This window comes from Plantibacter flavus, from assembly GCF_002024505.1.
In the GTDB taxonomy this organism is placed as follows: domain Bacteria; phylum Actinomycetota; class Actinomycetes; order Actinomycetales; family Microbacteriaceae; genus Plantibacter; species Plantibacter flavus_A.
This window is the reverse complement of sequence record NZ_CP019402.1, coordinates 3,258,816-3,280,764: the sequence shown is the minus strand read 5'-3', so window position 1 is coordinate 3,280,764 and position 21,949 is coordinate 3,258,816. Positions and strand designations below refer to the sequence as shown.

Sequence of the window (21,949 nt, the reverse complement as noted above, 5' to 3'; positions counted from 1 at the left end):
GGTGCTCCGATCAGGAACTGGAGGTACTGGTGAACTGCCACGTCGCCGACGCCGTTCCACCCTGGAAGCTGGAGGCCGTGCCCGCCTTCACCCGCACGTCGAAGCAGAAGCGCACCGTCGAACCGCCGGCCGCCGTGAGTGCTCCGGTCGCCGTCGGCGGCGTCGTGCCCGTCGACAACGACGCGGTGTAGGCGGGGACGGTCGCCGAGGTGAACGCGGCGGCGTTGCAGGCCGTGCCCGCCGCCGTCGTGACCACGCGGTACTCGAGCTGCGGCAGGAGGGTGCCCGTCGCCGCCGAGACCGCGGACAGCGCCGCCGTCCCACCGATGTTCGTCGCGGCGGTCGTGCGGATGTCGATGAAGGCGAACTGCGACAACCCCGGCGACATGGCGGTCGCGTTGAAGACCAGCGTGGCGGGGTTCGCCGCCTCGTGAGCCGCCCAGGTCGACGACGAGGTCTGCGACTCCACGGCGAAGGTGCTGGCCGCGAAGGTCGCCGTCCCGAACTCGTCGTCGCTCCAGGCCGCGAGGGTGAGCGAGGTCCCGACGCCCAGCACGAGCGCTGCCGCGAGGGCCGCCCTGGCCTTCGTGTAACGCGATGTGCTCCGTCGTTCGTCGGTGCGGTGGTGTCTGCCTGCCGCCGGGGTGTGCCGTCCCATGATCGCCGTCCCGCCGCGGGTCACGGCAGCGGGGTGGTGGACTCGGCCGCGAACTCCCAGACGACGGTGCCGCTCGGCGACGACTGCGGGAGGCTCGCCGCCGGGGTGACCTCGAAGCAGAGGAACACCGGCGTGGTGACGGCACCGAGCGTGAAGATGTCCGCGGCTGTGCTCGACGTGGTCGCGGCGTCCGTCACGAGCGGGTCACCGGCGGCGAAGCTCGTGGCGTCGCAGCCGAACGTGGTGGTCTCCACGACGGAGTAGCTGAGCGAGGAGGCGATCGCGGCTCCGCTCGTGGCCGTGATGTCCACCGTGCCGGCGTACGTCGACGCGGCGGTCAGCTGGACGGCGAACCCGGCGTAGACGGGCTCTTCGGGTGCCAGGTTGTCGGCCTCCACCGCGAAGGTGAGCGGGGCGGCCGCCGCCTCGGTCGGGTGTTCGGTGAAGGCGGTGCCGTCCGTGCTGCCCTCGATGCCGAACCCACCACCGGCGAAGATCCCGGTCGCGAACTCGGAATCGTTCCAGGCCGCGAGCGTGATCGCCGCACCGACGCCGAGCACCAGCCCGCCGGCCAGGATCGCCTTCGCCCGCTTGCTGCGCAGGCCGCGCACGGGTGCGTCGGTGCCGGTGGCCGCTGGGGCCTCGGTGCTGGTGTCGATGGTCATGGAAGCCCCCTGAAGTCCGTCGGTGACGGCTGACGTCACCACAGGTGTCGGGCGTGCGGAGACGGTCTCCACGCGTCTCGCGACACTCTCAGGACGATAGGCAGCCGGGTGTCTGTTGTAACCAGTAGTGGGGTACTGGGATCGCCGGACGCTACCGAGAAAACTGCTGAACCGCGCTGCGTCGCCCGCTCAGGGGGTCAGGCCTGACGCTGCGAGGACTGCGCGACCAGGCGGCCGAGGTCGCGCCGTCTCCCCGCGCCCAGCTTCGTCCGTGCTTGGAGCACGTGCGACTCGACGGTGCGGACGCTGAGGAAGAGCCGCGTCGCGATCTCCTGATTGCTCAGTCCTTGCGCGATGAGCAGGGCGACCTCCAGCTCCCGCCGGGTGAGCGCGCTCAGGTCGGCTGCGGCGGCCTCCTGGCCGGTGTCCGTCTGTCCGCGGGAGAGGTAGGCCAGGGGTGCGTGCGTCGAGTGCGGCTCGACCGGGACGGTGCGCTCCATCGGCACCGTCTCCTCGGTGTTCTCCGCCCGGTAGGTGGAGAACACCGGTGACGGATGCGCGAGCGGGGTCCGTCGGGCCTCCGCATCCGCAGCGGCGCCTGGCGTGGGACCCACGAGTTCGGCGGCCCGCTCCGCGCAACGGCGGGCGTGCTGCAGTCGCCCCTTGGCCTCGTGGAGCCGTTCTGCGAGCAGATGGGCCCCGATCGCCCGATGCCGCGCTCCGACCTCCTCGAGCGAACAGGCGGCCTCCTCGGCGCGGCTCGCGTCGCCGGCGGCGCCGGCCTCGAGGAGCAGCATGAGCGACGCCTGCAGGGGCGTGAGCTCCTGCGATCGAGCGTCCACGACCCAGGACAGGGTCTCGGACAGGTCGGCGCCGGCCGCGGCGGCCAGGCTCGCGGAGTAGATCCGCTGGGTCAGCGGCTTCCGGATGTCCTGCGCGAGCCGACGCAGGTGATCCCGGGCGTCCATGACGCGACCGCCTGCCATCAGCAGACCGAAGTCGGCGATGTCGGCCAGATAGGAGAGGACCGTGGAGGCGGCGATGAGGCGTTCGTCTTCGGCAGCTCGCCGTTCCGTCGCCTCCTCGAGCTCGCCGGTCTGAGCGAGAGCACCGACGAGGAGGAGCGCGGTCTGCGTGTGCACCTCGGGCGGAACGGTCGAGTCGAGGAGCCGTTCGACGACCCGGAGGTCGGCCACGGTTCGGTCCGGGCGGCCGTCGAAGAACGCCAACTGGGCTCCGAGGATCCCGACGATGCACTGGTCCGTCGTCGCCAGGCGCCCGGTCCCGCGCTCGGCACGAGCGACGAACTCGTCGATGTAGCGCGCGAAGCCGGCCCAGGAGAGTCCGGTGAGCAGGCGGATGGTGCCGGCCGACAGGACGTACATGGCGCTCGCGTCGCGCAGGGCGTGCGACAACGGCCGCGCTGCGCTGTAGGGCACCGACCGGTAGACGGCGTCACCCAGCTGGAGCAGCTCCCGCAGCTCGGACGGTGGCAGCCTGAGGCCGAGCCTGGTCACGAGCGCAGCGGCGGCATAGAGTCGCGAGGACTGCGCGGCGTCGGTGTCGCGCAGGACCTTCCAGAAGACGGCATCGCCTTCGGTCGGCTCCTGCCGATCCTGGTCGCGCCAGGTCTCGACCATCAGGATGCGCTGGGACAGCAGGCGGCTGTGCTCCTCCTGCTCCGTCAGCTCCTGCGCGCAGGTGCGTTCGGACCAGCGATCGAGGGTCGCCCGCCAACTCATGACCTCCGCCTGCATGTCCTCGTCGGAATCGGCCGCGGGATCGACCTCGAGGACCCGCTGAGCCCCGTCACCGTCGCCCAGCATGGCGAGCGACCGTGACCACTGGAGCGCCGCTGCCACGGACGGGCGCCAGGTGTACGCGCGTTCGGCGAGCAGACGACCGTCCTCGGCGAGGCCGGAGACGTTCGCGACGTGCGCCGCCTCGAGGAAGGTGCGGGCCATCGTGAGGGACTCGAACCCCTCGTCCAGCTCGGTGTGCGGGGCCGTCAGCCAGTACCGGCCGAGGATGAAGGACTCGTTCGGCGTGAGACGGGCACCGCCACGCAGGTCCGAGATGAGCGTCCGCTGGACGCGGTCGTGGCGGTGCAGTCGTCCGCTGTGGCGCCACTCCGCGAGTGCCGACCACGCGTGCAGTTCGTCGGCGACGATGCGGTCCTGGCCTGAGCCGTCGTGCCGCGCGAGTCCGAGCCGGAGGAGCGCGTGCAACTGGTGCTCGCCGAGTAGGCGGATCGCGCGCGAGTAGGGGACCGGGCCGAGCTTCGCCAGCATGACCAGCGCGTAGCGACCCTCGTCCTCGAGCCGGGAGAGCTGAGGTTCCGTGAGGTCGTGCACTCGCCGTGAGACCCCCGCGACCCCGAGCGAGAGGATGCTGCGCGGCAGGTAGAACTCCCCACCCGTCTCGAGCGCGTCCTTGGTGAGCTCATGCACGAGTCGCGGAGAGCCGTTGCTCAATCGCACGATGACGGCCTTGGCCATGTCGTCGAGGACCGCGTCGTCGGCGGCTTCGTCCACCATCGCCGAGGCTTCGAACCCGTCGAGCGCCGGGAGGTCGATCCGTGTGAGCGACCCGGTCCGCCAGACGGCGAGGAGCCGATCAGCGGACTCGTCGCCGCGCCCCTGCAGTCCGGCGAGCTCCTGCTCCAGCGTCACCAGGGCGACCTGCTCACGCGACCGCGAGAGTTCGATGATGTCGGCGAGGCTCGCCGGGTGGAGGTTCGCCCCGTCGTCGACGATGAAGACGGCACCGCTCGGTACCGTGCGCCAGTCGCTCAGCGTGTGCGAGGCGTCCCGTGACGCACCCGACACGTGGATGACCGGGCGTCCTTCCTCGTGCATCCGACGTCCGATCGCGTCCGCGGTGAAGGTCTTGCCGTAGCCGTGTGGTCCGACGAGGAGCGTGCTGGTCCGGTTCGCGATGAGCGCCGTCATCCGGGCGATCGCGGCCGCTCGACCGCTCGGTTGGGCGGGAGCGCGGGTGGCGGATTGGCGGAACTCGCCGGAGCGACGGGTGGGCGATGCGGCGGACCGCGCGCCGCCACTGAACCGATGCGCACCCGGGTTCATGGGATGACCTGCTCGGCCGACCTCGGATGTGGCTTTCGCTCCACTACCGTCGCAACCGGTTCTTCCATATCGCAGCCCCCTCAAGCTCCGTCAGGACGACGGGATCCGCATCACTAGGGACGCTGCGAATACTCCGTCGGATGCCCCATTATCCGTAATCCCTGAGTGCTCCCGCAGCCCTAAGAGAGCGTTCTCAGTAGAAACTACGCACCCCAGTCGGGGGTAAACCTGCGGCCAGTGCGGGTTATCTCTCAACCGTCATCGATGACATGACACGGATGGAACCGACTGCACTGGAGCCCCGCCACTGATGACGCGTCGGAGGCCCCCCGGGACCGATCGAAACCCGGCGTCCCGCGGCGCCGCCTCGCACTGCGGAGGCCAGTACCGGTTTTCCATCCGGCACTACGGAGGTTGGGGTCCCTCCTCTGGGGGACAGGGAAGCCCGCCCATAGATTGGCCGGGATCGACGCCAGTCGCGGGTTCGCCCGTGCACCGAAGAAAGGGTTCCACCGTGGGGGAACAGCAGCGAAGCATCCTCGGCCGAGGCCGTGCGTGGAAGGTCGCGGCCATGGCCGTGGTCGGCACGGTCATCGCCATGGGATCGACGACGGCGGCCACAGCGGCCCCGACCGATGTCTCCGACGGCTTCGGCCGCTTCCTCGGTGGACAGGCGGCCGGGATCAACCTCGACGCCCTCGCCGCAGTCGGCGGCGCCCGTGCCGAGAACCCGAGCGGGGTGCACCCGGTCGCCGCGAACCCGCTGTCGGCCGAGGTGCTCAACACCCTCGGCGTCGACCTCGGCAGCTCTCTCCAACTGTTCGGTGCCAATGGCGTCATCGAGCTCGGTGCCGTCGCTCAGTACGGGTCCGCCGCCGACAACGGCGACGCGATCGCCGGCTCAGGCGCGGTCACCGACCAGGGTGGCGTCTCGATCGGTGGACCCGATGCTCCGCCGGCGGACGCCGAACTCGACCTGACCGGTCTGCTGGGCCGGGTCGGGACACCGACCGGCGGTGTCCTCAGCGACCTCTCCCTCAGCCTCGGCGCCCTCGCCTCCACGATCTCGCAGACGGGCGGCACCACGGCCGTTCCCGACTACCAGATCGCCGGTGCGACGCTCACCTTCCAGAGCCCCCTCGTGCAGAACGTCGGCACGCAGGTGACGGGCCTCCTCCCGCCGCTACAGACCACGCTCAACGGGCTCACCTCGGCGCTCAACACGGCGCTGAACGCGAACCTCATCGGCGTCCTCCGTGTTGCTGCGACGGCCACGGTCACGCCGCCGAACCTCGCGACCGTCGTCAACGGCATCCTCACCACCCAGGCGTCGCAGTCCGCGGCGACCGGTGTCTCCGTCAACCTGCTCACCGGTGCGGTGACCGTCGACCTCGCGACCCTCCTCGCGAACGACCCGAACCTGCCGGACCTCAACGACCTGCCGCCGAACACCTCACTGCTGTCCGGCCCGATCGGCGCCGCGATCGCCGCCGCGATCACGTCCGCCGTCACCGCGCAGGTCACGGCCGTGTCCGCCGGCGTCCAGGCAGCCGTCGACGGCACACGCATCCAGGTCACCGGCAACGTCACGACGAACGTCGTCGTCACGCAGGTCCCGGTCATCTCCCTGTCGCTCGACTCGACCCTCGGCGCCGTCCAGAACGGCACCGCCGCCTTCACCTCGGCGGGGCTCCTCCCGAACGTGCTGAACCCGATCCTCGCGACCCTCGGACTCACCCTCGACGGTGTGGTCAACCTCGTCCTCAACCTCGTGAAGAACACGGTCGCCACGGCCTACACCGGTGTCGGAACGCTCAACACCGCCCTGAACGGCATCACCGGCGGTCTCGCCGCGAACGTCGTCGGCCCCATCCTGAACATCGTGCGGCTCGTCGCCGACGTCACCGCGAACGTGCAGCCGGCGACCGGCGACCTCGGGGCGGGGTCGGCGACCGTTCGAGCCGTGCAGATCTCCCTCGTCCCGGCGATCTCGCTCGCGACGGTCAACCTCGCGTCGTCCTCCGTGCGCGGGACGCTCGTCGTGTACGACACGGCGATCACCGCCACACCGGCGACCGTCAATCCCGGCCAGTCCACCGTGATCGACGGCACCGGCTTCGCGGCGAACGAGCAGGTCACGATCACCGCGCCCGGCCTCGACCCGGTCGTCACGACGTCGGACGCCGCCGGTGTGATCAGCCAGAGCGTCGCGATCCCCGCCGGCTTCACCCCGGCGACCCTGACGTTCACCGCCACCGGTGCGACCTCCGACACCCCCGCGACCACCGACCTGGTTGTCGCCCCCTTCGTGACGGCGATCACCGCCGACCCGGCGACGATCGCCCCCGGGGGCAGCACCACGATCACCGGCACGGGGTTCCTGCCCGGCGAGTCGGTGTCGATCACCGTCCCCGGCCTCACCGACCCGGTCGTCACCACCGCGACGGGCACCGGCACCATCTCCGCCAGTCTCACGCTCCCGGCGGACTTCCCGCTCGGCCCCGTGACGGTCACGGCGACCGGCGCCTCGTCGGCCAGCCCGGCGACCACGACGGTCACCGTCGAGGCGACCCAGTACGTCACCGCGATCACCGCCGACCCGGCCAGTGTCGTCGCCGGTGGGACCACGACGATCACCGGGACCGGCTTCGCCTCGGGCGAGACCGTCTCCGTCTCGATCCCCGGCGTCGACCCGGTCACCACCACGGCCACCGGAACCGGCACGATCTCGGTCGAGCTCGACGTCCCCGCCGACTACGCCGCAGGCCAGGTCGTCGTGACCGCGCTCGGCGAGACGTCCGACACCCCGGCCACCACCAACCTCGACGTGGTCTACGAGACGTCGATCGTCGCCGTCCCGGCCACGGTCGCCGGCGGCACGACCACGATCATCAACGGTGCAGGCTTCGCGCCCGGCGAGGACGTCGTCGTGACGTTCCCCGGACTCGAGCCGATCACCGTCACCGCCACCGCACTCGGCGCCATCGGCACCCCCATCGCCGTGCCGCAGGACTTCGCGGTCGGCGACGTCACGGTCACCGCCCTCGGCGCCGTGTCCGCCACCGAAGCGACCACCGTCGTCACCGTCACTGCGACGGTCTACGACACCGCCATCACGCTCGACCCGACGTCACTCATCCCTGGGAACACCACGACGGTGACCGGCACCGGCTTCCTGCCCGGTGAGACGGTCACCGTCGGCTACCCGGGCGGCACCCCGGTGACCGTCGATGCGGACGGCGACGGCGGCTTCACCGTCGACCTGCCCGTCCCCGACGGCACGCCAGCCGGCACGCTCGTCGTCACCGCGACCGGCGAGACCTCCGCAACCCCGGCGACCGCCGACCTCGAGGTGCTGCCGTACGGCACGGCCATCACGGCCGACCCGGCCTCGCTCCTCCCCGGCAACTCGACCACCATCACGGGCACGGGCTTCGCCGCGAACGAGTCGGTCTCCGTCTCCTTCACTGGCGGCACGCCCGTCGTCGTGACGGCTGACGGCGACGGCGGCTTCACGGCCGTCCTGCCGATCCCGTCGGGTACGGCCGCCGGCCAGCTCACGGTCACCGCCACCGGCGCGGTCTCCGCGACGCCGGCCGAGACGGACATCACCGTCGAGGCCTACGACACCGACATCGCGCTCGACCCGGCGACCATCGCCCCCGGTGGCAGCACGGTCGTCACCGGTTCCGGTTTCGTCCCGCTCGAGTCCGTCGAGATCACCATCCCCGGCCTCGCGACGCCCGTGACGACCACGGCGAACGGCGACGGCGAGATCACGGTCAGTGTCACCCTGCCGGCGGACTTCCCGCTCGGCGACGTCACGGTCACCGCCACCGGTGCCGTCTCGGCCACCCCGGCCACGGCGACGCTCACCGTCGAGGCGACCACCTACGTCACGGCCATCACGGTCGACCCGACGACCGTCGTCGCGGGGGAGAGCACGCTCGTCACCGGTACCGGCTTCGAGCCCGACGAGACCGTCACGGTCTCCATCCCCGGTGCGCCCGCGGTCACCACGCAGGCGTCGGCGACCGGCACCATCTCCGTCTCGCTGCCGGTCCCGGCGGACTACGCGGAGGGCACGGTCGTCGTGACCGCCCTCGGCGAGGTCTCCGAGACGCCGGCCACCACGAACCTCGCGGTCGACGTCGTTTACACCCCGACGATCACCGCCGACCCGGCCACGGTCCCCGGCGGCACCAGCACCGAGATCTCGGGCACCGGTTTCGCGCCGAGCGAGAGCGTCACGGTCACCTTCCCGGGCCTCGACCCGATCACCGTCACGTCGAACGCAGCCGGTGAGATCACGACCACCGTCGACGTCCCGCAGAACTTCGTGGTCGGTCCGGTCACGGTCACCGCCCTCGGCGTCGTCTCCGCAACCGAGGCGACCACCACGGTCACGGTCGAGGCCACGGTCTACGACACGGCGATCACCGCCGACCCCGACACGCTCCTCCCCGGCGGCAGCACCACCGTGACCGGAACGGGCTTCCTGCCCGGCGAGTCCGTCTCCGTCTCCATCCCCGGCGGCACACCCGTCGTGGTGGAGGCCGGCCCGGACGGCGACATCACCGCCATCCTGCCGATCCTGCCCGGCACCCCCGCCGGCCCCGTCGTCGTGACGGCCGTCGGAGCCGTGTCGAACACCCCCGCCACTGCGACGATCACCGTCGAGGCGTTCGACACGACGCTCACCGCGACGCCGTCCACGCTGAACCCCGGTGACTCGACGATCCTGTCCGGCACCGGCTACGTCGCGAACGAGTCGGTGACCATCTCGACGCCCGGCTTCGACGACGTCGTGACCACGGCGAACGGGCTCGGTGAGATCAGCCAGGTGGTCGCCTTCCCGGCGGACTTCGTCCCCACGACCGTGACGTTCACGGCCACGGGCGCCCTGTCGCTCACGCCGGCGCAGACCTCGGTCTTCGTCGAAGCGGTCGTGTACGACACGGCGATCACGGTGGATCCGACGACGGTCAACCCGGGCGGAACCACCACCGTCACGGGCACCGGCTTCGCACCGAACGAGACCGTCACCATCACGATCCCGGGCGGCGACCCCGTCACCGTGACGACGAACGGCGACGGCGACTTCACGCAGGCCGTGACGATCCCGGCCGGAACGCCTGCGGGTCCGCTGACGATCACCGCAACCGGTGACACGTCGAACACGCCCGCCGACGCCGACGTGACCGTGGTGCCGTACGAGACCGCGATCACCGCCGACCCGGACGCGCTGCTCCCCGGCACGTCGACGACGATCACCGGTACCGGGTTCGCACCGAACGAGTCCGTCTCGGTCTCCATCCCCGGTGGCACGCCGGTCGTCGTGACGGCGAACGGCGACGGCGGCTTCACCGCCGCCCTGCCGATCCCGTCGGGCACGGAAGCCGGACCGCTCGTCGTGACCGCGACCGGCGCCGTCTCCGCGACGGATGCGACCGCGACGGTCACCGTCGAGGCCTACGAGACTGCGATCACCCTCGACCCGACGACGGTCGCCCCTGGCGGCAGCACCACGGTCACCGGCGACGGCTTCGCGTCGAACGAGGCCGTGAGCGTCACCGTCCCGGGCATCGCGACGCCGATTCCCACCACGGCCGACGGCAACGGTGAGATCTCCGTGAGCGTCGACCTCCCGGCGGACTTCCCGCTCGGACCCGTGACCGTCACCGCCACCGGTGCAGTCTCGGCGACCCCCGCCACGGCGACGCTCACCGTCGAGGCCACGACCTACGTCACGGCCATCACGGCCGACCCGACCACCGTCGTCGCGGGTGCCAGCACCCTCGTCACCGGCACCGGTTTCGCACCGAACGAGAACGTCACGGTCTCGATCCCCGGTGCCGACCCGGTGACCACCACGGCGACGGCGACCGGCACCATCTCGGTGTCGCTGCCCGTGCCGGCCGACTACGCCGAGGGCGTGGTCGTCGTGACCGCGCTCGGGGCGACGTCCGACACGCCTGCGACGACGAACCTCACGGTCGACGTGGTCTACGCGCCGACGATCACCGCCGACCCGGCGACGGTCCCCGGCGGGACCTCGACGGAGATCTCGGGGAGCGGCTTCGCTCCGACCGAGAGCGTCACGGTCACCTTCCCCGGCCTCGCGCCGGTGACGGTCACTTCGAACGCCGACGGTGAGATCACCACGACGTTCGCCGTCCCGCAGGGCTTCGCGACCGGCCCGGTCACGGTCACCGCACTCGGCGTCGTCTCGGCGACCGAGGCGACCACCACCGTCACGGTCGAGGCAACGGTCTACGACACGGCGATCACCCTCACACCGGACACGGTGAACCCGGGCCAGACCACCACGGTCACGGGTACCGGCTTCCAGCCGAACGAATCGATCAGCGTCTCGATCCCCGGCGGCGACCCCGTCGTGGTCACGGCCGACGGCGACGGCGGCTTCACCGCGACCCTGCCGGTGCCGGCCGGAACGCCCGCCGGGCCGGTCACGGTGACCGCGGTCGGAGAGACCTCCGCGACGCCCGCCGACGCGGAGCTCACGGTCGAGGCCTACGAGACGGCGATCACCGCCGACCCGAGCACGGTCACGGCGGGCGGAGCGACGCTCGTCACAGGTGCCGGCTTCGCCGCGAACGAGTCCGTCACGGTCTCGGTCCCGGGCGGCACTGCTGTCCCGGCGACGACGAACGGCGCCGGTGAGTTCTCGGTCGGGATCACCGTTCCGGCGAATGCGCCGGTCGGTCCGCTGGTCGTCACGGCGGAGGGAGCGGTGTCGCAGGCTCCGGCCACCGCGACCGTCACGGTCACCGCCATCGTGTTCTCGCCCGTCATCACCGCATCCCCGGACGCGCTGATCGCCGGCGACACGACGGTCATCACCGGATCGGGTTTCGCGGCCAACGAGACGGTGACGGTGTCCATCCCGGGCGCTCCGGCCGTCACGCAGGTGACGAACGCCGGCGGCGGCTTCACGGTGACCCTGCCGGTCCCCGACGGCTACGCGCTCGGCGACGTCACGGTCACGGCACTCGGTGCTGCATCGGACGAGCCGGCGACGACGATCATCGAGATCCTCGCGTACGACACGGCGATCACGGTCGATCCGTCGTCGGTCCTGCTGGGTGAGTCGGTCACGGTCGACGGGACGGGCTTCGCCGGTGGGGAGACCGTCACGGTGTCCATCCCGGGCGCACCGTCCGTCACCGTGGTGACGAACCCCGACGGTTCCTTCACCGTGGACCTGCCGATCCCGGACGACTACACGCCTGGCCCGGTGACCGTCACGGCCGAGGGCGACGTCTCCGAGACGCCGGCCGAGTCCGAGGTCACCATCGAGGACGGAGCGGTCGACGTGGACACCGACGCCGCTGCGGTGGACGTGGACGCCGCTGCTGACGTCGACGCCGCGGCCGACGTGGACGTGGACGTGGACGCTGCTGCCGACACTGACGCTGCTGCCGACACCGATGCTGCAACGGATGCTGCTGCTGACGCGGATGCTGCTGCCGACATCGACGCTGCTGCGGACGTGGACGCTGCTGCGGACGTGGACGCTGCTGCTGATGTGGATGCCGCGGCCGACACGGATGCCGCGGCTGACACTGATGCCGCCGCCGACGTGGATGCTGCTGCCGACACGGATGCTGCTGCCGACGTGGATGCTGCTGCGGACACGGATGCTGCGGCCGACGTGGATGCTGCTGCGGACACGGATGCTGCGGCCGACGTGGATGCTGCTGCGGACACGGATGCTGCTGCCGACGTGGATGCTGCTGCGGACACGGATGCTGCTGCGGACACGGATGCTGCGGCCGACGTGGATGCTGCTGCGGACACGGATGCTGCTGCCGACGTGGATGCTGCTGCGGACACGGATGCTGCTGCCGACGTGGATGCTGCTGCGGACACGGATGCTGCTGCCGACGTGGATGCTGCTGCGGACACGGATGCTGCTGCCGACGTGGATGCTGCTGCGGACGTGGATGCTGCTGCTGACGCTGATGCCGCAGCCGATGTGGACGCTGATGCGGACACTGACGTTGCTGCCGACACGGATGCCGCTGCTGACACGGATGCTGCTGCGGATGTGGATGCCGCTGCGGACGTGGACGCTGCTGCCGACACGGACGCTGCGGCTGACACTGATGCTGCTGCTGACACCGATGCCGCAGCTGATGTCGACGCTGCTGCTGATGTCGACGCTGCTGCGGACACTGATGCTGCAGCCGACGTGGATGCTGCTGCCGACACTGACGCGGACACTGCCGCCGACACCGACACCGCGGCGGACACCGATGCAGCGTCCGACGGAGTGGATGTCGACCTGAACGCGGATGTCGACACCGACACTGCGGCAGACGCGGACACGGCGACCGACGCGGACACGGCGACCGACGCCGACACCGCAGCTGACGCCGATGGTGACACCGACGCCGGCGACGAGCGTCAGGCGACCGTCAAGTACTCGACGATCGTCCGCGACACGGGCGTGATCCAGGAGGTCTACGCCACCGGCTTCGAGCCCGGCGAGACCGTCTCGGCCACCGTCTTCTCGACGCCGTTCGCCCTGACGCCCGTTGTCGCAGACGCCTCCGGCAACGCCACCCTCACCTTCCCGGTCGACTCGTCGATCGAGCTGGGTGCCCACCGGGTGGAGCTCTCCGGATCCGTGACCGGCGACCTGCCGCTTGACCGCGAGGCGACCGCCTTCACGGTCACCGCGGTGGCCGCCGCAGCACCGGGGTCACGCCCCGGTCTCCCGAGCACCGGTTTCGACGGCCTGTGGCTCGGGGGACTCGGCGCCACGATGCTCCTCCTCGGAGGTGCCTTCGTGGCTACGCGACGGGCGCGTCTGGAGTGACCCCGCCGAGTGGGCCGCGCCGCATTCGGGTCGGCGCGGCCCACTCCTTCCCCCGCGGACGGCACCACCGAACGGGTGCCCCCGCGGTTCATCACCACCCAGCACCAAGGAGGAACCGTGACTCCGATCACACGCACATCCGTGGGGGAGCGTTCTGACGCCCTTCGACAAGCTCAGGGACCGGGAGGAGCTCAGGGACCGGGAGGAGCTCAGGGACCGGGAAGGGCTCAGGGACCGGACAGAGCCGAAGGACCGGACGGCGCCGAGGAGCTCGAGGCCGGGCAACCGGTCCCTGGGCCTGTCGAAGGGCAGGCTACTGCGGGGGCCCTTCGACAAGCTCAGGGACCGAAGGGCGCTCAGGGACCGACGGGCGCTCAGGGATCAAGGGGCACTCAGGGACCGGCGCCGGTGGTCCCACCGAAGCGGGCCGCGCGCATCGCCGCCGCGGTCTCGATCGCCCTCGTCGGCGTCTACGTCGCCGGCACACTCGTCATCGTCTCGCCGACCACGCCCGTCCGCGGAGCCGTCGTCGCCGCGGCCGGCCCGTACTTCACGCAGAAGTGGAACGTCTTCGCCCCGAGCATCATGAAGACGAACATCACCTTCTCCGTGCAGGCCCAGTGGCGCGACGCCGACGGCACGCTCGTGAAGTCCGACTGGGTCAACGTCACGAAGCTCGAGCAGCAGGCGGTCCCCGGCCACGCCGAGCCGTCGCGGATCCAGAAGTCCTCGTGGAACGCGATGCTCGCCTACAACACCCGGTACCTCGCGCTCGACGCCCAACAGCGGGAGATCGTCCGCGACACCTTCATCCAGCGGGCCGACGGTGGCGGGTATCGCGCCCAGTCGGCCGAATCGCTCATCGCCGACCTCGACGCCGTCAGCAAGACTCCGGGCTCGGGGCAGGGCGACATCGTCCGGTTCCTCCGCTACGACTACATGCTCAAGGAGTACGCGACCGCGTTTTCGACGGCGTACTTCGACCAGGACGTCGAGCGCGTCCGGTGGCGGATCGACCGCTCCCGCCCGAACGACTTCGAGAACCGCTTCTCCGAGGAGCAGCAGTTCGACGACACCGCCGTCACCTTCGGCTGGCGGCACGTCGACGACGTCATCGACCCGGAGACCCTCGCCGTCTACCGGGACGTCATCACCCGCTACGGAGGTGCACGATGAACGCCGTCCGCACAACATTCGACCGGTTCGCCGGCTGGGTCACGGGCGCCAAGCACGCCGGCTACAGCCTCTCCGCCCTGCGGATCCTCTACGGTGTCGCGATCTTCAGCTTCCTCTTCACGAGCCTCGCCGACCGCCACTACCTCTGGGGCGTCGCGTCGAAGTGGGTCGACCCGGAGGCGAACCGTCGCGCCTGGTTCCCGCTGTTCGAGCTCGTCTTCACGAAGGACAGCGCCTTCGTCTTCGACCTCGCTTACGGGGTGCTCATCGTGCTCGGGCTGCTGTTCCTCATCGGCTGGCAGACCCGGTTCGTCACGCCCGTCCTCCTCGTGTTCTGGGTGGGGCTCGCGACCAACAGCACGGTGCTGACCAACGGCGGCGACACGATCATCCGCATCACGCTGCTGTTCCTGGTGTTCGCGGACCTGTCGCGTCACTGGTCGGTCGACGCCTGGCTCGCCAAGCGGCGGGGTCGAGCGCCGCGGCCGATCCTGCGCGGTCGGTTCGCGATCCCGTCGTGGCTCGCGAACGCCGCCAACAACACGGCGGTCCTGCTCTGCGCGTACCAGATCATGCTCGTCTACGTGAACTCCGGCATCTACAAGCTCATGGGTCCCGAGTGGCGTGAGGGCACGGCGTTCTACTACTCGCTCGTCCTCGACGTGTTCCGCCCGTTCCCGGTGCTGAGCGACCTCGCCTGGCAGCTCGGACCGTTCGTCTGGGTGGCCACGTTCCTGTCCGTCTGGGTCCAGCTGTTGTTCCCGGTGCTCATCCTGTGGCGGCCGACGCGGATCCTCGCGCTCGGCTTCACGATCCTCATGCACCTCGGCATCGGCCTCTTCCTCGGACTGTGGCCGTTCTCGCTCGCGATGATCGCACTCGACCTGCTGTTCGTCCGCGACCGCAGTTGGGTCGCCGTCGGCCGGTGGGCTGCGCACGCCGGGGGAGTGCTGCGCCAGCTGCTGCCGGAGCGCCAGCCGGACGAGAGACCTCTCACGACGTCGGCCGGTTCGCCGTCGTGACACCAGCCGTCTCGCGCGTTCGGGTGCGAGACGAACCGGCGGTCGGCGCCACGGTTGCGCCGACCGCCACCTCCCTCGCGGTCCCGTCCCTCGCGCCCTGAGGTCCCCTTCCGTTCGCCCATCTTTGGGCGAACGAACGCTCCCTCGCCCAAAAATGGGCGAATGAACGCGACTGGATCTGTGTTTCTCTGTGTTTGTGTGATACTTTCTTCGCACTGCAAGCCTGCAACACCGGAAACGAAGGTCAAGGACGACGCATGTACGCGACGGAGCGGCACGAGCACATCACCAGCCGGGTGAAGACGAGCGGACGGGTCTCCGTCGCCGACGTCTCCCGTGAGCTGGGCGTCACCGCCGAGACGATCCGCCGCGACCTCGACCAGCTCGAAACCTCCGGCGTCCTGCGCCGCGTCCACGGCGGCGCCGTCTCCGCAGCGCATGCCTCCGTCGCCGAGGCCAGCCTCGCCGATCGCCAGGGCCAGCGGAGCGACGCGAAGGCGACGATCGCCCGTGCGGCCCTCCGGCTCATCCCGGCCACGTTCAGCGGCTCGATCGTCATCGACGCCGGGACGACCACGGCCCACCTCGCCGACCTCCTCGTCACCTGGCGCCCGGCCACCGCCGGCCAGACGCTCACGGTCATCACCAACTCCGTCCCGATCGCCGCGACGCTCCACCACTGCGACCACGTCGAACTCCACCTGCTCGGTGGCCGCGTCCGCGGCATCACGAGCGCGGCGGTCGGCAGCACGACCGTCGACGAGCTCAGCCGGTTCCGCCCCGACATCGCCTTCGTCGGCGCCAACGGGGTCAGCGCCGACTTCGGCCTCAGCACGCCCGATGAACTCGAGGGTGCCGTGAAGTCGGCCATCGTCCGCGGTTCGCGCCGGGCCGTCGTCCTCGCCGACGCCGCCAAGCTCGGTGAGGAAGCACTCATCCGCTTCGCCGCCCTCGACGAGATCGACACCGTCATCACCGACGAGGTCGTTCCGACGACCCTCGGGGACGCCCTCGAGGCTGCGGGTGTCGAGGTGGTCGTCGCATGATCATCACCCTGACCGCCAACCCCTCGCTCGACCACACGGTGGAGCTCCCCGGTGTCGTCGAGCGCGGTGAGGTCCTCCGCGCCCTCGCCAGCCGGGAGCAGCCGGGCGGCAAGGGCGTCAACGTCTCGCGGGCCATCGCCGCCGCCGAGCTGGCGACCATCGCCGTCCTGCCCGGTGAATCGACCGACCCCATGATCGAGTCGCTGCGCGCGCAGGGGATCGACGTCCTCGCCGTCCCGACCGGGCAGCCCGTGCGCCGCAACATCACGCTCACCGAGCCCGACGGCACCACCACCAAGATCAACGAGCCGGGCCCGACCCTCACCGAGGACGACGCTGCACGTCTCGTCGACGCGACCGCCCGTGCCGCCGCGAGTGCCGAGTGGCTCGTCATCGCCGGTTCGCTACCGCCCGGCCTCCCCGCCGACTTCTACGCACGGATCGTCCGGGCCGCTCGCGCCCTCACCGACGGCACCCGCCCGCTCGTCGCCGTCGACAGCTCGGGTGAGCCGCTCGCCGCGCTCCTCGCCGCCTTCGCCGCCACCGGGGAACGTGTCGACCTCATCAAGCCGAACGGCGCCGAACTCGCCGAACTCACCGGCACCGCGTCCGGCGACGAGATCGAGTCGGACCCGGCGCTCGCTGCGTCCGTCGCCGCCACGCTCATCGGCACCGCGGACCGACCCGGTCCGGTCGCCGCCGTCCTCGTCACGCTCGGCTCCCGAGGAGCCGTCCTCGTGGAGGGTGACACCGCCTGGTCGGCCCGGGCCCCGAAGATCGTCGCGCGCAGCACCGTCGGCGCGGGGGACTCCTCCCTCGCCGGCTACCTGATCGCCCGAACCGCAGGTCTCGCCCCTGCAGCACGCCTCGCGCAGGCCGTCGCCCACGGAGCCGCTGCCGCGGCCCTCCCCGGCAGCGACGTACCGGCGCTCAGCGGGACGGACGCCGCCGCCATCGACGTCGTCCAGCTCCCGCAGCGGATCCCTTCCGCCCCCTGACCACCCCGGTCCCTGACCGCCCACCCCGGTCCCTGAGCTTGTCGAAGGGCCACCCCGACCACCCGAAGCACCAGCATCCGTTTCGAAGGAGAATCCAGATGTCCACCCCACTCATCACCCCAGGGCTCGTCGCCCTCGACGCCGACCTCGGCACCGACCGCGCGGGTGTCATCCGCGCGCTCGCCGAGCTCGTCGTCCGCGCCGGCCGTGCCACCGACACCGAGGCGCTCTTCGCCGACGCCTGGGCGCGGGAGAGCAAGACCGACACCGGCATCCCCGGCGGCATCGCGATCCCGCACTGCCGCTCGGCCGCCGTCACCGAGCCGACGCTCGCGATGGCCCGCGTCTCGCCGCTCGTCGACTTCGGTTCCGACGACGGCCCGGCCGACCTCCTCTTCTTCATCGCAGCCCCGGACGGCGCCGACCAGGCGCACCTCGCCCTGCTGTCGAAGCTCGCGCGCTCGCTCATCAAGCCCGAGTTCGTGACCTCGCTGCGTGAGGCGCCCGACGCCGCCGCGGTGGTCGCCCTCGTCGATGGTGCCCTCAGCGACGCACCCAAGCCGGCAGCGGCTCCTGCCGCCGAGCGCGCCGCGACGGCTCCCGTCGAGGCAGGCGACCAGGCCGCACGACCCGTGCTCATCGCGGTCACCTCGTGCGCGACGGGTATCGCCCACACCTACATGGCGGCCGACTCGCTCGCCGCCACCGCGAAGCGCCTCGGTGTCGAGCTGCACGTCGAGACGCAGGGCGCCTCCGGTGCGACCCCGCTGCCCGCCGACGTCGTCGCGAAGGCGCAGGCGGTCATCTTCGCCGTCGACGTGGACGTCCGCGACGTCACCCGCTTCGCCGGCAAGCCCGTCATCAAGGCTCCCGTGAAGCGCGGCATCGACGCCCCGGAACAGCTCATCAACGACGCGGTCGCCGCGATCTCGAACCCGAACGCCCCGCGGGTCGCCGCCGCCGCCGGTGACGCCTCCGCGTCGACGTCGGACAAGAAGGACGCCAACGTCGGTCAGTCGATCAAGCGCTGGCTGCTCACCGGTGTCAGCTACATGATCCCGTTCGTCGCCGGTGGCGGTCTGCTCATCGCCCTCGGCTTCCTCCTCGGGGGCTACGACATCACCGAGAACGCCGGCAAGATCATCGTCGAGAACAGCCTCGCGAACCTGCCGGCCGGCGGCCTCGGCGCCTACCTCGGCGCGGTCGCGTTCTCCATCGGCGCCGCCTCGATGGGCTTCCTCGTCCCCGCCCTCGCGGGCTTCATCGCCTTCGCCATCGCCGACCGACCAGGCATCGCACCCGGGTTCGTCGCCGGTGCCGTCGCGCTGCTCATGAGCGCCGGCTTCCTCGGCGGGCTCGTCGGTGGTCTGCTCGCCGGTGGTGTCGCCTACGGCCTCGGTCGCCTGAACGTGCCGCGGTGGTTGCGGGGGCTGATGCCCGTCGTGATCATCCCGCTGGTCGGTTCGATCGTCGCGTCCGGTCTCATGATCCTCGTCCTCGGCGGCCCGATCGCCGCGCTCATGAACGGCCTCAACGGCTGGCTCTCCGGCCTCACCGGCGTCTCGGCGATCCTGCTGGGCGTGATCCTCGGCACGATGATGGCCTTCGACCTCGGCGGCCCCGTCAACAAGGTCGCGTACTCGTTCGCCGTCGCCGGTCTCGGTGCGGGAACGCTCGCCAACCAGGCACCGTGGCAGATCATGGCCGCTGTCATGGCCGCCGGCATGGTGCCGCCGCTCGCGATGGCGCTCGCCTCGACCGTCCTCAGCCGTCGTTCGTTCACCGCGGTCGAGCGGGAGAACGGTAAGGCAGCCTGGCTGCTCGGCGCCGCGTTCATCAGCGAGGGTGCGATCCCGTTCGCCGCGGCCGACCTGTTCCGCGTCATCCCGGCGTCGATCCTCGGTGGTGCCGCCACCGGTGCGCTCATCATGGCGACCGGCGTCACCTCGCAGGCACCGCACGGTGGCATCTTCGTGTTCTTCGCCATCGGCAACATCGGGATGTTCATCCTGTCGGTCGCCGTCGGCACGGTCATCACCGCCGTCGCCGTCATCCTGCTCAAGCGGTTCGCCCGTCGTCGTCCGGTGGAGGGTGCCGACACGGCAGCCCCCGCGGTCGCCACCGAGCCCGCGACCGTCTGATCCGTACCCGTCCGATCCACAGCCTGACCTGATCCACTGGTCCGGCCGGCACCAACCGAACCGCAGAAGGAGCATCATCATGGCCGAACGCCAAGCCACCATCGCCAGCCGCGTCGGGCTGCACGCCCGCCCCGCCAAGCTCTTCATCGAGACGGTCAAGCGCCAGCCGGTGCCCGTCACGATCGAGCTGGGCGACTCTGGCCCGCTCGACGCTTCGAGCATCCTCACGATCATGAGCCTCGGCGCCACCAACGGCGACGTCGTCACCCTCCGCGCTGAGGGCGAGGGTGCCGACGAGGCGCTCGCCGAGCTCGCCGGTCTCCTCGAGACGGACCTCGACGCCGAGTAGTCACCCCGCACCACGAAGCCCCGCCGCCCGAGTCATCTCGGACGGCGGGGTTTCCTCGTGGGCCCGTCGACAGGCTCAGGGAGCGGGCTTTCGCGGGTTCAGCGGTGCTCGGGCGGGCGGACGATGCCGCGCTGTCGAGCCGCGGCGATAGCGGCGCCGCGACCGTCCACCCCGAGTTTCGTGTAGATGTGCGCGAGGTGGGTCTTGACGGTCGTCTCGCTGATGAACAGCCGACGCGCCAGTTCGCGGTTGCCGAGACCGTCCGTGAGCAACTCCAGGATCTCGGCCTCGCGCGGAGTCAGAGCTTCCTGGCGATGTTGCAGGTGATGCATGAGCCGTGATGCCACCGGTGTGCTCAGCGCGCTCTGTCCCATCGCTGCCGTTCGCACCGCGCGGAAGATCTCCTCGGGCGACGACGTCTTGAGCACATACCCGACGGCTCCTGCGTCGACGGCCCGGACGATGTCGGCATCCGTGTCGTACGTGGTGAAGATCAGTACCTGCGGTGCCGGGCTGAGCGCGCGGAGACGCCTGGTCGTCTCGATCCCGCCGATCCCGTCGCCCATCGCGAGATCGACGACCACGAGGTCCGGCTGCACCTCGGCGACCAGTGGAACCGCGTTCTCGCCGGACGACGCCTCACCCACGATCTCGAGGTCGGGTTGGGTCTGCAGGATCAGGCGCAGACCCGCTCGCACCACGGCATGATCGTCGACCAGGACGAGCCTCAGCACGTCGACCCCGCATCGGTCGGGAGCTGGGCGACGATCACGGTGCCGTCACCGGGGGCACTCTCCACCGTGAACCGACCGCCGAGTTGCTCGATCCGCTGCCGCATCGCCCGCAGCCCGTAGCCGCCGGTGCTCGACGGTTCGGGGACCGCCGACGCATCGAATCCGACCCCGTCGTCGGCGATGTCGACGACGACCTGGTCGGCCAGACAGCTGAGGGTGACGTGGATCGCCGATGCGCCGGCATGGTGATCGGCGTTCTGCACGGCACTCTGACAGACGCGCAGGATCGCATGGGCGATCTCAGGCGGGTAGGGCCTCGGCTCGCCGTCTATGCGCAGCTGGGCGGCGGGGGTCTCCGCGACCAGATGTCCGAGCGCGGATGCGAGACTGATGCCGTCGAGCCGGGGTGAACCGAGGTCGTGGACCAGGTTCCGCGCCTCGCCGAGCGTCGAGCGGATCAGCTCGACCGCCTCGCGCAGACGGGCGCGGCTGGTGGCCGGAGACGTGTCGATCGTCTGCGCGGTGGCCTCCATGATGAGGAGCGAACTCGCGAGTCCCTGGGTCACGGAGTCGTGGAGTTCGCTCGACACCCGTGCTCGCTCCTGAGCGATCCCGGCTTGTCGCTCGGTCGCGGCGAGTCGCTCCTGGGCTTCCGTCAGTCGACGGATGAGCGCCGCCTGTGTCCGGTTGTCCGACTCGATCCGTGAGGTGACGACGCTCACGAGCGCAGCCACCACCGCTGTCCCCACCACGATCGTCCAGTCGAAGCCGCCGGTGAGGACGAGGAGCGAGCGCGCGCAGACCGCGGCGAGACCGACGGCGATCCACGCGGTCGGGAAGGCGCGGCGTGCGAGGAAGTAGACCGAGAACGCCGTCCACCAGAAGCTCGGGGCGATGAGCACCAGCAGCGTCCACAGTGCGAGCAGGATCACGACGAGGATCCGGTGTCGGACGCCCGTCTTCCGCGTGGCGAGGAGGTAGGCGGCCGCGGTCGCGACGGTCAGCGCAGCGACGGTCCAGTTCACCGCCTCGACCCCGTGACTCATGACGTATCGCACGGCCGAGGTCACGAGCAGCGCGAAGAAGGTGAGGTTGAGCACGACGTCGAGGGGCGTCGCGCCGAGGGCTGCGGCTCGGCGGTACGGGCGGGAGTCCGGGGTCGGTTGGACTGATGTTCGAGCGTCTGACATGGGACCTTTCCGGCGATCCCTCCATGCTAGGCGAGCCTT

General features: G+C 70.8%; 12 protein-coding genes. 7 read left to right on the top strand and 5 right to left on the bottom strand.

Going from position 1 to position 21,949, the window contains the following annotated elements; genetic code table 11:
• Window positions 1-10: 10 nt before the first annotated feature.
• The 3 genes from BWO91_RS15065 to BWO91_RS20265 all read right to left on the bottom strand — a co-directional run bounded on the left by BWO91_RS15065 (window position 11) and on the right by BWO91_RS20265 (window position 4,409).
• Window positions 11-682, bottom strand: a complete 672-nt coding sequence (locus BWO91_RS15065; protein WP_079003148.1) for a SipW-dependent-type signal peptide-containing protein — start codon at window positions 680-682, stop codon at window positions 11-13.
• Window positions 679-1,323, bottom strand: coding sequence for a SipW-dependent-type signal peptide-containing protein (locus tag BWO91_RS15060; RefSeq protein ID WP_153303507.1), 645 nt, complete (start codon window positions 1,321-1,323; stop codon window positions 679-681). The genes BWO91_RS15065 and BWO91_RS15060 overlap by 4 nt, the downstream gene beginning before the upstream one ends.
• A 197-nt stretch (window positions 1,324-1,520) precedes the next feature.
• Window positions 1,521-4,409, bottom strand: a complete 2,889-nt coding sequence (locus BWO91_RS20265; protein WP_079003147.1) for a LuxR C-terminal-related transcriptional regulator — start codon at window positions 4,407-4,409, stop codon at window positions 1,521-1,523.
• A gap of 514 nt (window positions 4,410-4,923) precedes the next feature.
• On the opposite strand from BWO91_RS20265, the gene BWO91_RS15050 reads away from it, so the two are divergent.
• From BWO91_RS15050 to BWO91_RS15020, 7 genes are all read left to right on the top strand, one after another.
• On the top strand, window positions 4,924-13,254 hold the full coding sequence (locus BWO91_RS15050; protein WP_153303506.1) for a hypothetical protein: 8,331 nt from the start codon (window positions 4,924-4,926) through the stop codon (window positions 13,252-13,254).
• Window positions 13,255-13,662: 408 nt separating this feature from the next.
• Window positions 13,663-14,430 carry a DUF5819 family protein gene (locus BWO91_RS15045; protein ID WP_079003145.1) on the top strand — a complete coding sequence of 256 codons (768 nt, stop codon included), beginning with the start codon at window positions 13,663-13,665 and terminating at the stop codon, window positions 14,428-14,430.
• A complete protein-coding gene (locus BWO91_RS15040) occupies window positions 14,427-15,452 on the top strand; it encodes an HTTM domain-containing protein (protein WP_079003144.1) in 1,026 nt (341 codons plus the stop codon). The genes BWO91_RS15045 and BWO91_RS15040 overlap by 4 nt, the downstream gene beginning before the upstream one ends.
• 257 nt (window positions 15,453-15,709) lie before the next feature.
• Window positions 15,710-16,498 carry a DeoR/GlpR family DNA-binding transcription regulator gene (locus BWO91_RS15035; protein WP_079003143.1) on the top strand — a complete coding sequence of 263 codons (789 nt, stop codon included), beginning with the start codon at window positions 15,710-15,712 and terminating at the stop codon, window positions 16,496-16,498.
• Entirely contained in the window at window positions 16,495-17,496 is a 1,002-nt protein-coding gene (locus BWO91_RS15030) for a 1-phosphofructokinase family hexose kinase (RefSeq protein ID WP_079003142.1), read from the top strand. Before BWO91_RS15035 ends, BWO91_RS15030 begins: the two co-directional genes overlap by 4 nt.
• Before the next feature lie 98 nt (window positions 17,497-17,594).
• Complete coding sequence (locus BWO91_RS15025; RefSeq protein ID WP_079003141.1) at window positions 17,595-19,637, top strand: PTS fructose transporter subunit IIABC; 2,043 nt, start codon at window positions 17,595-17,597, stop codon at window positions 19,635-19,637.
• Window positions 19,638-19,716: 79 nt separating this feature from the next.
• Window positions 19,717-19,986, top strand: a complete 270-nt coding sequence (locus BWO91_RS15020) for an HPr family phosphocarrier protein (RefSeq protein WP_056014456.1) — start codon at window positions 19,717-19,719, stop codon at window positions 19,984-19,986.
• A gap of 98 nt (window positions 19,987-20,084) precedes the next feature.
• On the opposite strand, the gene BWO91_RS15015 is transcribed toward BWO91_RS15020, so the two are convergent.
• The gene (locus tag BWO91_RS15015; protein ID WP_064296045.1) at window positions 20,085-20,720 is read right to left on the bottom strand and encodes a response regulator; all 636 of its coding nucleotides are present in this window, start codon (window positions 20,718-20,720) and stop codon (window positions 20,085-20,087) included.
• Window positions 20,714-21,910 (bottom strand): sensor histidine kinase, encoded by a 1,197-nt coding sequence (locus BWO91_RS15010; RefSeq protein WP_079003140.1) that lies wholly within the window; start codon window positions 21,908-21,910, stop codon window positions 20,714-20,716. The genes BWO91_RS15015 and BWO91_RS15010 overlap by 7 nt, the downstream gene beginning before the upstream one ends.
• Window positions 21,911-21,949: the final 39 nt, after the last annotated feature.